The sequence below is a fragment of the Niastella soli genome (genome assembly GCF_017742245.1).
GTDB lineage: Bacteria > Bacteroidota > Bacteroidia > Chitinophagales > Chitinophagaceae > Niastella > Niastella soli.
Window position 1 is genome coordinate 140,933 of the sequence record NZ_JAGHKO010000017.1, and the last position, 15,226, is coordinate 156,158.

Genomic DNA, 15,226 nt, shown 5'->3' on the forward strand with positions numbered 1-15,226 from the left:
TTTCCTAGAATTTGTATGATACTGTGTTAGAGAAATAAAACTCATTCCGGGAAAGACCGGTGGCTTTCACAAAGGCTCCGGTGATAAAATAAGCCGATTCAACACTGATATCGATATGGCGGTTAATCTGACCCGTGACTGTATGTCCGGGTTGCGCGCCAATAAAACGATCATTAGCTATTTCACCTCTTCTTTCCAGGATCCTGGGTTGAATATAGATCCCATCCTGCAGTGACGATCGCCAGAACCAATCGCAATCAGCCAGCACTTCCCATTTTTTCCATACCTGAAGGGTAACGGATGGATGCACATCCATCAGGTTCATAGGTGTCATCATTCTAAGCGGCCCGAAATAGTTGGGATTGGGATAGAGCGGGTTAAATGTCTGCAGCCTGTCATCGTTGTACTTCCTGTCACCACTCGTATAGTCGAATTTTATTCCAATGTCCTTTACTAATTTAACCCGCCGCTGATCCCTGTAATGGTAATCGAATTCAAGCGCAAAGGCAGAGGTGTTTTTCGTTTTACCATTTATATAGAGCCTCCCGAACTGATAAATAGCTTCTGTATTAAAATAGAATACCGAGCCTATATTGCCGTATCTCCTGACTCCGAGGCTATGCCTGTTCTCCCTGCCCTTTCCGTCGTTGTAAACAGAATTACCCGAATGAAATCCTATATAATAAAGATCATCACCTCCTTTGAACTTTTTGTCGGGGAGCGACAAATAGGACCCCCATAATAAAGTACCTTTAAAAGAACTGTTGTCGAAAGCCTTCGGGGAAGTAGTAACTTCGCTTCCATAGAATGCATCGATCTTTATCCTTTCCCGGCGGTACATCACTCTGGCTGCATCAAAACTCCGCCTGATGTTAGGCGTTTCACGGGAAGAGATCATTCTGAGCGATCCGTATTGCATTTCCTGTCTTCCGATGCGCAGTGTTAGTTTTTCCTGGTCGCCATCGGGGAGTCGCATATCTAAAAAACCCTGGTGAAAGTCTGCATCATCATCTTCCGTAATAACAGGCCGTGTTATTCTCGTGGTATGACCATGATATAGTTCTCCGTATAACCTTACATATTTTCCTATTTCCAGATCGGTATAGAATGCAATACGCTGACTATAGCTACCGGCCTTATCATCTCTCGTTTCACCCCACTTTGTGTTGCGGAAAAATTCATAACGCGGTCTGATCTGTCCGCCCAGAGATAAAAAAATGCCATGTACCGAATTCAACGGTATATATTTGACGGGGTCCCAGAAGTCTTTTTTATATTCTGATCGCCTGGATAGATACCCATAGTTCTCATCTTCACGAAATAAGCGGAATGAAGGCTGTTCCTTTAATGCATCCGGCTTTTTTTCTGAGATCGTCTGTTGTGCCTGGGCATGTACATACCGGGAACAAAACAGCAAGGCTGATAACAGTAATGTGATCCTTTTCATATTTTTTCCATTACTGACTTATAGTAAGCAATAGCCTGGTTACTTCATCGGGCTGGGAAAGAAATGGACAATGGCCGGTATTTATTGAATATAGTTTTGTGATATTAGCGGCTGCAACCATCTGGTCCTGAAGATCGGCGCCGATTGCATGGTCCATCAGTGTATGTATATAATATTTATCGACTTTGCCGAAATTTGCCGCCGTCAATGTCACTTTATTTGTAAAAGGAATAGCAGGTTCGGCCCTGTACCTGTCCAATACCAGTTGTTGAACAACCTTAGGCGCATCCTGGCAAAAAATAGAAACAATACTATCATGTGCTACATCAAGTGTCAGCTGATCTTTGGAAGGGATCAGGTTTGGCCCCAGGTGCGACTGTTTGTCTTGTAAAGCAAGGTCAAGCAGAGATTGACCGTTGGAAGGCACAAATGCCCCGATGTAAATAAGCTTTTGAATTCGTTCAGGTATTTTTTCTGCTACTGACGAAACTACCACCCCACCCATACTATGGCCCACCAGAATCACTTTACCTTTTATGCCATTGATCGCCGCAATAACGGTTTTTGCATAAAGATCAACAGACACCGTTGCAGGCGAGGTAGTATCATTGCCATGTGCAGGCAATTCAACAACCACTACTTTCTGCCCTTTTAATTCCAGTTCTTTTTTTACAGCCTCCCAAACATATGACGCCTGCCATGCACCATGAACAAGAACAAATGTCTTCGTATTGTAGAATGGGTTGTCATCTTTCACTGAACAGCCGGCAATGCAACAACCAATTAAGATGGTCAGCATCAGGCATATTGTCGCTTTTTTCATATTACTTTTTAAAAAGGTGAACGAAACATGTTTACAAATGAAGGCTACAAAGTTGCCGTTGTGGAGTGGCTGCTTCAATGGAAACATTACAGCTTATAATGCATAAATCATAGATGACCTGTTTCAGACAACCGGTCTTATATTGATTTATACAATAACATCCTTCATGGAGACATTTTCTGCTATCACTTGTTTTTTAAATTTTGCTACGTAAGATTTCCTCCCAACCAAACCTGGATATATGAGTATGCTTAAACCATCATTCAACATAAAATACGATCACTTTTACGGCTATCCAGCTTCTGATATAGAATTGGTTCAATATGGAGATTTTCAATGCAGGGATTGCGTGAAAGTTTACTCTGATATAAAATTGTTACAGGACATAATGGGTCATAAGTTAAAATTTGTTTTCAGGCATTTTCCCCGGCCTAATGTCAATCCTCTTTCGCTTGAAGCGGCCATTGCAGCGGAAACGGCTTCATTACAGGATAAATTCTGGTATATGCACGATATTCTTTATGAAAATCATGGAAGTTTTACACGTTCTGCCCTGGTACAATTTGCAAAAGATATTGAACTGGACATGCTTCTTTATGAATTGCAGAGAGAAGACAAAAAAGTGTTTCGAAAAGTTATAGGTGATTTTGAGAGTGGCGTAAAAAGCGGCGTCAACATCACTCCTGCCTTTTTTATAAATGGCATGCGGTATAATGGGCCAAACGACTTTGATAGCTTATATAGTACCTGTAAACTTATATGTGCAGAAAACAGAAACAATAACAATTTCCTCAATTCAAAATCGTAAACATATTATGGAACTTTCAACCAGGCCAAATATTGTTGATATTGTTATCGACCTCCATTCCAGGGGATTTACTTTTGATTATGGCCTCTCCCAAAATGAGCTTTTTTGTTCGCAGAATAAATCCAGGTTAAAAGCAAGCGAGTTTGATATACGCGAGATGTATTACTTTCGGAGTGATACAGAACATTTCTATGAAAAAATGGTATACGCCATTGACGCCCCGGATTACTATATAAAAGGTATTCTGGTTATTTCAGAAAAAATGCACAAATGCATTTTCCCTGAAATAATACAAAATAAGTTGCAAGAATATGTGTCAAAAAAAAGAATAATGTTTATTAATGATATTCTATAATCCTCATCAACAACGAAGGATTTATCAAGGCAAGACCTGCATGGCAAAGAACGAGGGGGGAATGAAAACTATTCCCGTTACTTTCCAATTATCCATTTTCAAATCAAATAACATGAAACAGCTTCTTTATGAAAGGTCAAGAGATTTTTCAACCAGGAAAGTTTCTGTAGAGTTGGCCATTCGGATATTAAACCGAAATGGAATTCAGGTAAACAAGGAAAACGCACAAATAATATTAGATTTCCTGTATCGCATTGCAAAAACATTTAAAACCCAGCAGAAATATGATTCCTGCAAACCTGAACCTAAGAAAGAAATCGAACCCCTGGACTCAGCCTTACTATTGAGTCCTATGCATTAATAGCCAGAAAAAAATCGTTCTCGAAAAAAACTCGAACCCCGATTTTACATCCAAAAAGGTGAGATAAATTATAGACAATCAGGAGCTTGCTTAAACAAAAAAAGCGAATGATCATAGCTGACCATTCGCTTAAGTGGAGTCCGCCGGCAGAATGTCGAACCAATTAAAAGAATTATTTAATCGTATACACCTTGTTCAACAATTAGTAGATAAATTTTATGCATATAACAGTACTCACTTATCGTTAGGTAAATAGACTTAAATTATGTTAGCAATCAAATCATCTATAAAGGGTTTTGTTGGTAAATATTGAAGCTACTTACCAAAATTTCCACCAGGGTTTATATCCTAAATTTCGTAAACCAATTTTCAATGCGGATCTTACATAAGGATCATCATCTAAATTATTTTTGGGATATTTAGCACCTGTAGATTTTAATTGTGCCCGAAAAAGTCCAATTTTGATAAGCTCAAATATCGATTCTGCATAATCTTCAGAGATTTGAAATTCTGTTTGAACGATTTCTATTACCTTTTCTTCCTCGTCTACTCCAATGTCCCAAAGGTTTATAATTCTTTCAACAATATTGTCTGGGTTTATTTTCATTATTTACTGATATTAACATTTTAAAATCTTCATCGGCTTCCTTTTCCATCATGCCATTCGTTCAAATACATAAAGCGTTGCCGATACCTTTTCTGCAAATTTCTTATCCTTGCCTTCATAGTGAAAAAATCCAGCTTCAAACACAGTTGAATTTTTCTTTATCCAGTCGATTATTTTTTTAATTGTTTCGTCGTTCAACACCTTGAATTCTTTCCTTTTGCCGGTCAGGTCGTTGTAATAATCATAAACCAATTCAACGAAGTTGTTGAAACTATTGTCATCAAAGCTTATTGTCCAGCAGTTAAGTAATTTATCTATGTCGTGTGTTAATTTGCAGATTTCAACAAATGTTACTTTGTCAAAACGGGAACTGTTCTTTACTAAATCTGGCCACCAGGCTAGTAAAAACGAGACTATGGCATCTTTCTCATTTTCCGGCCAATTTTTCCATTGGCCATATTCAAGTTTACCTAATACAATGAATGTGTCAACTATAAAACCTGTAGTTGCCATCAGTTCAAAAATTCTTGGTAAATAATGCTTATAATCTTCCGTATCACCCCAAGTGGTCATTGCTTTGCGTGCATATCTAGCAAGGTCATCTTCTTCAAGCTGCTTTAATGGCTTTGAATGAATTATTTCTTTGTCAGCCGCAGAAACACAACACGGGCATCCTTCCATTGTTGGCTTACATGGATAAATGGCAAATGTTTGATATAGCTTCTCAATTGCTGATCTTAATTCTTCTGTCATGATACTGTATTGCCTTATGGACTCCGTTTATGTACTTAAAATATCTAAAAGCTATTAAATGTTTTTGGATTGTTATCCTTATCATCAGGCAAATTTGCCTTAACAATCGGCTGTCTAATGGAGTTATCTTTTTGGGGATACTCCAGACCAAAACTATACCAACCAGAACTCCAATACATGATCATTTCTTTCCAGAACGGGATATCTCTTTCTTTAGATAAAGTATATTCCTGTTCATATATTTCTTTTATTTTTTTATTGGATTCAGAATAAAAACATTCATCTTCTTCATCATATACCGATTCCCAAAGCCCCAGGTGATCTTCAAGTTCATGCAACAAGTAATGGCGGAAATTCCATCCATACACAATTATATCGGAGCCCCATACCGAAAGCACTGGTTTATCTTTAAGGTCTGGATCACTTACTGAAAACCGATGCCCTCGAACTGGAAGTAACCGGGGTGTTTTATTAAACCACGATAAAAAAATGCTTGTTTTATCTTCATCCGTTTGAGGGCATGGTCCCCAGGATTGTAACCAAACGCCATTTACGCCTAAAACATCCTGTAATATGGTTCTATATGGCCATTCAAATCTTTCCTTTATTTCTGTTTCATCTTCTAACCAGTTATAGAAGAATGGACGTTTTTCAGTTATTATTGGGGAATTTTCATCAAAAGATTCTTTATACATTATTTCTTCTTTCCTATCAATTGCATGCAGAATTCTTAAAAACGCTCGGTGCTCCTGGTTAAACTTGATCGAATACTTTTTCTCAATATCATCAATTTCATTTTCACTCAAGCCTATCCATTTAGCGTCATGCAGCCATTCTGTACCAGGTTCATTATCTTCATCGTCTTCAGACTCCTTAGCCCAGAAAGATTCTGTCGTTTCTTTTACCCAGTATAAAAAGTCGGTGTAATCTTCAGGAATTTGATTCATTTACTTTGTATTGATTTATTTCAGTCTCCGGTGCTTAAATGTAAAATATTCAGCCTCTATTTCACCCAAACCTGTACGCATCAGCGTTTGTCCTGAGTTATTAGTCATCTTCTTCCAGCCATTTTGGTATCCCATACTTTGCAGCCATCTCCTTAAAATATTCTGAGTTCTTGAACTTTTGCTTTTCTTCTTTAATAAGATTCAAAGCTTCTTCTTTTTTATCCCAGTTTTGGAAGCATTGCAAATGGAAGCCGCAGTCAAAATATTTGTATAAAGGATGGATTGTGTTAGATATTGCAGGCAAGCCTTTCACTTGTTCGCCAGGCATAAGAAGCTGACCGCAAAGGGCACACGTTGATTGACCTAAAAATATTAATGCCATAGGAAGTGGTAATTAAACTCAAAATCGGACTTATTAAGCCCAATAATACTCAAATTTGAGCCAGAAATACAGTTGAATATATCTGAATCGGAACTATCAAAGATATTTAGGTATCGTTCCAGGAAATCCGAAATATTAGACGGGAAGGAGAAATTAAGCCTGGCAATAATCGGATAACGTTATGTAGTACGAAACATACCTGCAGAGATTTATATACATGCGACCTAGCGGACTCGAACCAATAATTAATTCATTTTACAGGAGTAAAATATATACATAAAAGCAATTCGAATTCCTAAAACGCAAAAACCCGCTGCCAGAGCGGGTTTTATAACTTCGTGGAGTCCGCCGGCAGATTGTCGAACCAAACAAAGACACTGCTTCTACGCATTTTTCAACTTAAGTCATTAGCAGACAAACATTTGCCAAAAAAAGAAGAAGGGTAATCTATCAATATGATATAGTCACATTTCTTTATCTCCGTGGAATTAACTCTATTCAGCGTAAAATTGCTAAACAAGATGGGAATGTTCTTGCTCCCATTAGCGGCCGATCACCTTTAGGTGGACATATTGGTAATACCCTTTAGTCGTGATGGAACTTATTCTCATCCATATCCGCTTATCATATCATGTAAATACACCTGTCAAGATCGCTTTTCCCGATATTCTATTTGGGGCGAGAGATAAATACAATGATCTGCAACCCATGAAAATTTGAGAACAGTATTTAGCAGGATCAGCTGGCCAAGCCAATTGGCACCTGTTAGATCGATCAAACTATATAATATCTAAACCATCACTTGAAAATTGGCAGCGCATAAAGCATATTTAACTAATAATCAATTATATAAACTACCAAAAGAGAAAAGATGTCCAAAAATATGACGGCAATAATAAAACGTATAATCCCATACAACGTCATCATAAATAATAAATTTTGACTACACCCAATAATATTCATTAATTTTGAAATGATTACAACTTCTTGTCAATGGATAGACTTAATAAGTATGCAGATATTTTTTTTGGCTATACCCCACGATTTCAGATAAACGATTCTGACAATGGTGAATACGCCATCCTTCAACCCAGGGATATTAACCCATTAGTCAATTCCTTTTTTTTTGATATGGCGACGAGAATCGACGGAAATATTGGGGGTAAATATCTCCTGCTTAAAGGAGACCTTTTGATTCTTGCCAAAGGAAAAAACACGCCAGTCATGGTAATTAATGATGACTTGCCGCATATAATTGCGAGCTCTGCATTTGTAATAATCCGAACGACCTCAGGAAAGCTAGATCCTTATTTCCTAGCCTGGTATCTGCAACAGGAAGCCACCCAAACATATTTGTTATCCAGGAAAGCCGGCACAACGGTATTGAACCTTCCCATTAAGGTTATTCAAGAACTTCAGATACCAATTCCTAAAAATGAAGAACAGTTCATTTTAGGAGAATTATATCGGGAAAGAATCAAATTACGGTCAATACAACAAGAGCTTATTGAAAAAGAAAGTCGTTTAATGGATATACATTTTTTGCAATTTCTAAAACGATACACTGCTTGAAACACCTCTCTCACAATGAAATGGTTTCCAAAGAAGCTGTATACGGTATTTCCGCTCTTCGCAGAAGATTTCAGCATTTTAATGATAATCATACTGGGCTTTGTGTATTATCAGTTGTGTTGCTAAAATATGTTAACGATTATCTTGAATGCAGACGCCGACATTATGAGCGTGTGCACAAAAATGATATGGACGTAATTAATCGTAAGATGAAACGAGAGCGTTTTGTCCTTCCTCCGGACACAGATTTTACAAGCCTGCATAAAAAAATAAATGCCTACCCTCTTAATGCAGGTACGTTGTTAAATCAGATTACGTCATCGATTGAACTGGCCAATGAAGAAATGCTTGGAGGGCTACTTCGGTCCGTTGATTTTAATAACGCAACTCACGTTGGTACCTCTATTGCAGATTGGCCAAAATTCCTCGTTAATTTAGTAGATGTCGTTGGAAAAATGACCTTGGCATCGGAAATTACTGATCAGGCGGTGGACGCCGAACTATTATTAGAGTATATATGGTCTCGTTGGTTGAACCAAACTAATAGTTCAGCAGCAGAACAACATTACGCCCCTGCTAATCTTGGCCGTTTGGTAATAAAGCTACTCAACCCCAAAAGTGGATGCCGCATATATGATCCTTCTTGCAAAGCCGGTTCTTTACTTATTGAAGCTGCAGCTGCTGTAACTGATGATGAGAACAACCCATCAGGAAACTTTGCGCTTTATGGCCAGGAAGCCCAAGCAGCTGCTACATATCTGGCTAGAATACGATTATTAATCCGAGAACTGGATGGTGCACAGATATCCTTAAGCGACCCTATCCGCAATCCATTAAAGGCAGAAAACGGAGAACTAATAAAATTTGATATTGTTTTATCAAACCTCCCTTGGAATATTCAAAATTGGGGATATGAGGAGGCAAAAAATGATGTGTTTAAAAGGTTTAAGTGGGGATTGGTTCCAGAAATGAAAGGAGACTGGGCTTATATTCAGCATATGATTAGCACAACTTCTTCAGAAGGACGAATCGGAGTAATCATTCCGACCGGTTTATTATTCAGGGAAGGTAAGGAACGACTAATTCGACAAGCTATAGTTGAAAACAATATTTTGGATGCTGTAATTATGCTTCCGGTCAATTTGTTCTTTTATACTAAGCTCGCTTGTGCAATAATTATATTGGACAAAAATAGAGGAGAAAAGAAAAATATTCTTTTTGTTGACGCCAGCAAGGAGTTTGAAGTCGACAAACGGCAAAACAGATTAAGGGAAATAGATATCGAGCATATTTATTCTACTTACGATAATTTCAAAAATACAGGTTCAACTACTTCAACCGAGATTTCTAATAGTACTGTCGTTTCTCCTGAAGATGTATCAAATCACAATTTTAGCTTCTATGTTCCGATGTACATTCCAACAAACACTGACAACAAAGAAAGCATTAATTGTATGGAACTTGAACTTAAGATCGTAGAGTTGAGGAAAAGTTTGGAAGAAGTCAGAATAGGCATTAAAAATAATTTCCAATTACTCGGTATTTAAAACAGTACCAGTACTTACAAATGACAGACCTGAAAGAATTAGATATACGTCAACATACATTTAACCAATTGAAAAAGATGGGCTATGTATCGTTGTCTTCGGCTGATGTAAATCAGGCCAGAAGAGGAAATAATTCGTCTCCTTTCCTGGAAAGCATATTAGAATCACAGCTCCTTAAACTTAACGCCTTTTTAGCTTCAGACATCCTACAAACGTTTTCAAAATACAGTATTGAAGAAGCATATTTAGCACTCAAATATGTACGTCCTAATAACTATAGTAAAATTTACAATTGGCTATTGCACGGAAATTCCCAGCTTGAGTTCGTAGAATCAGGTAGCAAAAGAGTAATTATCCAATACATTGACTGGAATAATATTGACAATAATACCTTTCATTTTGTTAGTGAGTTCGAAGCTGCTTTTGGCGAAGAAATTATACGAATAGATCTCGCCCTTTTTGTAAACGGAATTCCGATAATTCTGATCAATTTTAAATCCCCAAGTTCAGATGGAAGCATTTTTAATAAATTAGAAAGCCTAAATAATCAACAACAAAAAAGTACCCCTCTCTCTTTTGCCCAGCTCTTGTTGTTAATAAATTCAGACCATTTAAGGTATAATACCACAAACGCTAATACCAATTATTGGCATCAGTGGCGTGCCCCTGGTAAAAATAATGCGACTGAATTAAAAGACGCATTATACGACTTATGTGCTCCTCGAAAGCTATTAACTTATATAAATCATTTTATCCTTACCAGTGATGCGCAAAGAGTGCCAGCAACCTGGTACCAGGTAGAAGCAGTGGTAAGTGTATTAAAAAGAATTCAATTATATAACCAGGGGGATCCGAAAAGAGGAGGCTATATTGCGCATCCTACAGGTTCTGGAAAGACAAGAACCATGATGTTTCTGGCGCAATATTTACTTCAAGCCAGAAGCATTGTACGTTCACAAATATTGATTATAACCGACAGGGTAGAATTAGAAAACCAGTTTCTGCATAATTTCCTATCTTTTGGTTTACCTATTTCCAGCGCCAATTCCCTCCAATCGCTTTTGAATTTATTGATAAGTGAGGCGCCGATTATCATCACAAACTCCCAAAAATTCTATAACACTGATAATTTATCATCAGCTTTAACTGACCGTCAAGATTTGTTCATATTGGTTGATGAGGTTCATAGGGGATATTCAGGCGTATTGGGTCAAACAATTAAAAGATTATTTCCAGATGCATGTTTTATCGGATTCACAAGCTTTCCAATCCAAAATAAACTACCCCCTCATATTATTTCAGGTGAATTGATCCATTTGCTTTCCCTGCAAAATGCGGTGGATAATAATATCATACTTCCTACAATTTATGAAAATCGCTCTCATCATTTTTCGCTGAATAAGGTAGATGAATATAATCCTGATGAAATAAAGAAAACCTGGAAAAAACGGGATAGAAGCCTCTTCCTGCAATCCCAGGAAAAAACTATTCATACCATTGCGGATGATATTATCAAACATTTTTATGCTTGTAATAAGGGAACACCCTTTAAAGCCATTCTTGTAGCTCCCTCAAGGCAGGTAGCAATAGAGTACAAACGATATTTTGACAGCTTAAAAGGTACTGATCAGCAAATCAATTCACAGCTCTTAATTTCAGACACTACCAACGCATGGGACGAGGAGGATTCGTATCATAATATTCAGCAGTTCAATAAACAAGAAGTTCTACAACAAATACAATCAACAACTAACGAACTCGAACTGGTCATTGTTTGCAATATGCTATTGTCTGAATCAAGCGGGACCCTTATTAATACGCTTTACTTAACCCAATATCTCCAGGGGACTTATTTATTACAAGCCATCGGACGTATATCACGGCTTTATCCAGGAAAAATGTACGGCCGCGTAGTGGACTATGTTGGTGTAATGAACCAGTTGACAAAAGCTTTAGAAGCATATAATCAGCCAAAAGAAATGATTATACCTGTGGAAAAAGAGTTACAACAATTAGAACTTCATTTTACTGATATTGAAAATATAAAAAATGTGCTTCTTGGGAATACGGAAAAAATAAAACGACGCATCAGATATAACAAAATGCCGAAAGTTGAATTAGAAGAGTTGTATCTAAGTAAATTATTGAAATGTGAAGAAATAATAAAGCTAAATTCTTACAACCTAGATTCATCGCCTTCTCTTGAAATCAAAGGATATAAAGAGCGATTATCACTATTATGGAACGCATTAAAAGAGATGCAGACCGCGTCTACAGAGAGTTCTCGCTCATTAACCCAAACAGTAGACAATCTTTTAAGTGAAAAAAAGGAGACGTTGGTTTACAAGGAGAATGACCTGTTAACCTCTATCATTCTTGAGCTATTAAAACAAGCTTTCAAGAAAAAAACAAGAATCAAAGATCAGCAATTAACTCAATATTCCGAATCGATATCTACCTCCTTAAAGTCATTGGCTATTCGCGACTGGCAATCAAATGCGAAGTCACGAAGGGACATGCAGAATGAGGTGGAAGATATTTTAATAATGCTCAACAAACAACACGATGTCAAACTTAGCTTCAACGAAATTGATGACCTGATAGAGAGTTTTATTAAATCTGCAAGCTTATTATTAGTTAATAGCAAAGATTAATTCTATACATGAAAAGAGGAGTCTCTGTAAATACCCTTTTGGTGTAAGGAAGTCGAAAGGAAATTTAAAAAGGCAATAACAAAAGAAACATTACCATTTAACAATCATCAATAATAAACCAAATGCTGACAACGGGGAAATTCTTTGAAGAGATCGTATCGATGCTGAATAATTTTAGATCAGAGGTGCAAACGTTTTCAGCACTTGGCTTAACTGACATCAATAAGCAGTCAGAAAAATTCATCATGCGCATCTTGAATGTGGCTTACAACTATGAATTAATTAATCTCAATAAGGGAAAGATGAATTTCCCTGGTCTTGATCTGGGAGACGCAGGCGAGGGAGTTGCCTTTCAAATTACGACTACGAAAAGTTCTGAAAAGGTGGATAACACCTTATCGACCTGCATAAAGTATAAACACTATCAAACCTTCAAACAAATAAACATTTTTATCCTTACGAAAAAGCAGACATCTTATACTTTAAAGACTTTAACCGAACCAAATTTTTCCTTTTCTCCCGAAAGCAATATTCTGGATATTAATGACTTGCTAAAAAAGATTGAGCATCTTGGGCCTTCACAACTGAAAGCCTTACATGACTACATCAAATTAGAAGTGCAGGGAGTGATTGAATCCATACGGGAGAACAAACCAACTGAAGAAAAAGTTATTTTGGATATTGACGCTTCATTGCATGAAAGTAAAATGACGGCTTATAGTTTTTGGCGCAGCCAAGTCGTAATAAAAACAGAAACAGTATCGGTACCGACTATTTATAATAAGTTAAATGCCTTCTTACTGCACCCAACGCTCAGATTTCAATGCCTCCCGACGTTCAATGAAGCCATAAGGCAATCACAATCGAACAAACAGATACAATACCAGCAAAGATTACAAACAACGCACGCCGCCAATTATTTTTATGGCCACGCTATGCTATTGGAACCGTCGTCCATCAGTATTGAAAAAGCGGACTACACCAATGGTAACATCTTAACAAATCTTAAATTTGAAATGATCTCTTTGCTAACGACTATTTTATTTTTCAGCAAATTAGCAAAAGGAAATTTCGAAATTGAAGTAACCATTGTAATGAAGACGAATGCAGTAGTTTACTTCCTCCCAACTGATTCACTCGTTCTAACAAAGTCATTTCACAGTTACACATTGGAGAGTCCCTTTACGTTTACAAAATCAATTACAAATGTTCATTCATCCACTCTTACAGAATTGCTTCAGGAAATCATGCATGCCTTCATCAACAATGAAACTAGATTGAGAATAGGAGACCCTTTTATAACAATTCTGCAAGATCAAACAGAATATGTCATTAACAATCTCAAAAGCGCACTTGGTATAAACGATTATTCAATACAATAGAATGCCGAAACGAATAGTGGTGCACCATACGAAATACCGCGTATACATTTAACTCAGACATCATTACTGATTCTTAATTTGGCTAACAAAGGACTTCTACACTAGGCAGATCAAGTAACATAAAAGGTAAATATAATTGATAAATTCAGTTAACAACACGAGCTAATCTGGTTTCTTGCCCAAAAGCGAAGCCTTAGTTATTAACTGGAAGTTATTTCCTTAAGGGTTTTATATTTAGAAGTATCTTTTTCATCCTTTCGAGTAACAATATAAATATTCTGTTTTGTTTCGGTGTCAATATTAATATAAGCATTGTTGGCTTTAATTTGTTCCTCAATATGTTTGAACTCGTTATTTGCAGCAATAAACATCCCTTCTTTGAATTTATATCTCTTAATAAATTGATTAATTTTAAATAAGTCATCTTTAAAGTTTGAGAAAGTCATATTGGGCTTCGTCTTTACCTCAATAATAAGCTCCTGATATAGAGATGTTTCTATTTGATGAAATATGAAATCAGGAATGTACTCCTTTTCAAGTTGTTCAAGATCCAGCTCAGATAATGACATTTCTTCTAATTCCTTTTTTTGAAGTTCCCCTTGAAGCATTACTTTATTCCAGTAATCGGCATTTTCACCTTTACCAATTTTTTCATCAATCATCTTTCTAATCTTATAATACAATTCGTAGGTGAAAACTCTTTCCCAATGTCTAAATGCAGCTTTGTGCGTTTGCTCATTTGCATTTACAGAGTTAAGCCGACCTTGCCCCCACCAATCAATCCCAAAATAAGGTTGTTGTATTTTATCTAATGCGTTTATGGTAAATAAAACTGGTTCTGTCATAAATTTGGTTTGAACGTTAAAAAACCTAGTTACTGTTTGATTATATATCCATCCAAATCCATAAGAGTTATAAGGCCTTTACAATTTATATTCCAAAATGATTTGCTTATTGGTGGAAAATATAAATTCCATAACTGAAACATTTCTTCATGTTTAACCGAACAATAGTATGAACCTGTTATATTCATTTGTCTTATATCGTCGGAATTAAGACTCAAAATTGCGGCTTTAATATCTCTGACCGAATGATTCTTCATATTTTTCATTGGCTTGAACTTGATTGAGTCTATCAAGGCCACATAATCGGTTGCTTTCCATTCCTGTGGACGATAAATTTTTGCCCATTCATCTTCCGATTTTGATTGAGCGATTAATGTATTGATACAACAAAAAGAAATCAGTAGGAAAATGATTTGTTTAAAGGATAGATTGAAATAGTGCCTCCATCCAGATGCAATTGAAATAACTTTTTTAGTTCTGTCGTTTTGTCCATCATAGAAAAATAAATTTATTTTTAAAGTTGGCGCCCTCAATTTTGAAACATTTACAACCATTTCAGTTCGCGACTGAAACTCGTCAACTAGAACAATAAGTTCTGGTCTAGTTTCTAATTTTTCAAGAAGTACGTTTTGTTGGGTAGTAGGTTTTCTAATTCGGAAATTGTCCTTGCGTTCATTTAAAGCAATTCTCAGATCTTTCCAGTTGCGCGAAAAAAGATACTTTGTAAATTCTACATTCATTTA

The 15,226-nt window shown here is 36.6% G+C and carries 14 protein-coding genes; 6 read left to right on the forward strand and 8 right to left on the reverse strand.

Annotated elements, in window-relative coordinates; genetic code table 11:
* Positions 1-4: 4 nt before the first annotated feature.
* Complete coding sequence (locus J7I42_RS31430; protein ID WP_209143813.1) at positions 5-1,447, reverse strand: alginate export family protein; 1,443 nt, start codon at positions 1,445-1,447, stop codon at positions 5-7.
* A 10-nt stretch (positions 1,448-1,457) separates the two neighbouring features.
* A complete protein-coding gene (locus J7I42_RS31435) occupies positions 1,458-2,270 on the reverse strand; it encodes an alpha/beta fold hydrolase (protein WP_209143815.1) in 813 nt (270 codons plus the stop codon).
* A 241-nt stretch (positions 2,271-2,511) separates the two neighbouring features.
* Between J7I42_RS31435 and J7I42_RS31440 the strand changes: the two genes are divergently transcribed.
* Positions 2,512-3,078 carry a DsbA family protein gene (locus J7I42_RS31440; protein ID WP_209143817.1) on the forward strand — a complete coding sequence of 189 codons (567 nt, stop codon included), beginning with the start codon at positions 2,512-2,514 and terminating at the stop codon, positions 3,076-3,078.
* A 467-nt stretch (positions 3,079-3,545) separates the two neighbouring features.
* Complete coding sequence (locus J7I42_RS31445) at positions 3,546-3,794, forward strand: hypothetical protein (RefSeq protein WP_209143819.1); 249 nt, start codon at positions 3,546-3,548, stop codon at positions 3,792-3,794.
* Between the two features lie 319 nt (positions 3,795-4,113).
* Here the strand turns inward: J7I42_RS31445 and J7I42_RS31450 are convergent, their stop codons facing one another.
* From J7I42_RS31450 to J7I42_RS31465, 4 genes are all read right to left on the reverse strand, one after another.
* Entirely contained in the window at positions 4,114-4,401 is a 288-nt protein-coding gene (locus J7I42_RS31450; protein ID WP_209143821.1) for a hypothetical protein, read from the reverse strand.
* A 48-nt stretch (positions 4,402-4,449) separates the two neighbouring features.
* The gene (locus tag J7I42_RS31455; RefSeq protein ID WP_209143823.1) at positions 4,450-5,154 is read right to left on the reverse strand and encodes a hypothetical protein; all 705 of its coding nucleotides are present in this window, start codon (positions 5,152-5,154) and stop codon (positions 4,450-4,452) included.
* Between the two features lie 44 nt (positions 5,155-5,198).
* The gene (locus J7I42_RS31460) at positions 5,199-6,101 is read right to left on the reverse strand and encodes a hypothetical protein (RefSeq protein WP_209143825.1); all 903 of its coding nucleotides are present in this window, start codon (positions 6,099-6,101) and stop codon (positions 5,199-5,201) included.
* Positions 6,102-6,201: 100 nt separating this feature from the next.
* Entirely contained in the window at positions 6,202-6,483 is a 282-nt protein-coding gene (locus J7I42_RS31465) for a hypothetical protein (RefSeq protein WP_209143827.1), read from the reverse strand.
* A 993-nt stretch (positions 6,484-7,476) separates the two neighbouring features.
* Here J7I42_RS31465 and J7I42_RS31470 point away from each other — a divergent pair.
* From J7I42_RS31470 to J7I42_RS31485, 4 genes are all read left to right on the forward strand, one after another.
* Complete coding sequence (locus J7I42_RS31470) at positions 7,477-8,055, forward strand: restriction endonuclease subunit S (protein ID WP_209143829.1); 579 nt, start codon at positions 7,477-7,479, stop codon at positions 8,053-8,055.
* Entirely contained in the window at positions 8,052-9,602 is a 1,551-nt protein-coding gene (locus tag J7I42_RS31475) for an N-6 DNA methylase (protein WP_209143831.1), read from the forward strand. The genes J7I42_RS31470 and J7I42_RS31475 overlap by 4 nt, the downstream gene beginning before the upstream one ends.
* Before the next feature lie 20 nt (positions 9,603-9,622).
* Positions 9,623-12,256 (forward strand): HsdR family type I site-specific deoxyribonuclease, encoded by a 2,634-nt coding sequence (locus J7I42_RS31480; protein ID WP_209143833.1) that lies wholly within the window; start codon positions 9,623-9,625, stop codon positions 12,254-12,256.
* A gap of 122 nt (positions 12,257-12,378) precedes the next feature.
* The gene (locus J7I42_RS31485) at positions 12,379-13,638 is read left to right on the forward strand and encodes an SMEK domain-containing protein (RefSeq protein WP_209143835.1); all 1,260 of its coding nucleotides are present in this window, start codon (positions 12,379-12,381) and stop codon (positions 13,636-13,638) included.
* Between the two features lie 200 nt (positions 13,639-13,838).
* On the opposite strand, the gene J7I42_RS31490 is transcribed toward J7I42_RS31485, so the two are convergent.
* Complete coding sequence (locus J7I42_RS31490; protein WP_209143837.1) at positions 13,839-14,483, reverse strand: hypothetical protein; 645 nt, start codon at positions 14,481-14,483, stop codon at positions 13,839-13,841.
* Between the two features lie 29 nt (positions 14,484-14,512).
* Positions 14,513-15,223, reverse strand: coding sequence for a hypothetical protein (locus J7I42_RS31495; protein ID WP_209143839.1), 711 nt, complete (start codon positions 15,221-15,223; stop codon positions 14,513-14,515).
* Positions 15,224-15,226 lie beyond the last annotated feature (3 nt).

Bases quoted from the DNA above. Each gene is read 5' to 3' on its own strand.
- J7I42_RS31460 (WP_209143825.1), bottom strand. From the start codon at position 6,101: ATGAATCAAATTCCTGAAGATTACACCGACTTTTTATACTGGGTAAAA.
- J7I42_RS31440 (WP_209143817.1), top strand. From the start codon at position 2,512: ATGAGTATGCTTAAACCATCATTCAACATAAAATACGATCACTTTTAC.
- J7I42_RS31485 (WP_209143835.1), top strand. From the start codon at position 12,379: ATGCTGACAACGGGGAAATTCTTTGAAGAGATCGTATCGATGCTGAAT.
- J7I42_RS31430 (WP_209143813.1), bottom strand. From the start codon at position 1,447: ATGAAAAGGATCACATTACTGTTATCAGCCTTGCTGTTTTGTTCCCGG.
- J7I42_RS31490 (WP_209143837.1), bottom strand. From the start codon at position 14,483: ATGACAGAACCAGTTTTATTTACCATAAACGCATTAGATAAAATACAA.
- J7I42_RS31455 (WP_209143823.1), bottom strand. From the start codon at position 5,154: ATGACAGAAGAATTAAGATCAGCAATTGAGAAGCTATATCAAACATTT.
- J7I42_RS31445 (WP_209143819.1), top strand. From the start codon at position 3,546: ATGAAACAGCTTCTTTATGAAAGGTCAAGAGATTTTTCAACCAGGAAA.
- J7I42_RS31495 (WP_209143839.1), bottom strand. From the start codon at position 15,223: ATGAATGTAGAATTTACAAAGTATCTTTTTTCGCGCAACTGGAAAGAT.
- J7I42_RS31465 (WP_209143827.1), bottom strand. From the start codon at position 6,483: ATGGCATTAATATTTTTAGGTCAATCAACGTGTGCCCTTTGCGGTCAG.
- J7I42_RS31470 (WP_209143829.1), top strand. From the start codon at position 7,477: ATGGATAGACTTAATAAGTATGCAGATATTTTTTTTGGCTATACCCCA.
- J7I42_RS31450 (WP_209143821.1), bottom strand. From the start codon at position 4,401: ATGAAAATAAACCCAGACAATATTGTTGAAAGAATTATAAACCTTTGG.
- J7I42_RS31435 (WP_209143815.1), bottom strand. From the start codon at position 2,270: ATGAAAAAAGCGACAATATGCCTGATGCTGACCATCTTAATTGGTTGT.
- J7I42_RS31480 (WP_209143833.1), top strand. From the start codon at position 9,623: ATGACAGACCTGAAAGAATTAGATATACGTCAACATACATTTAACCAA.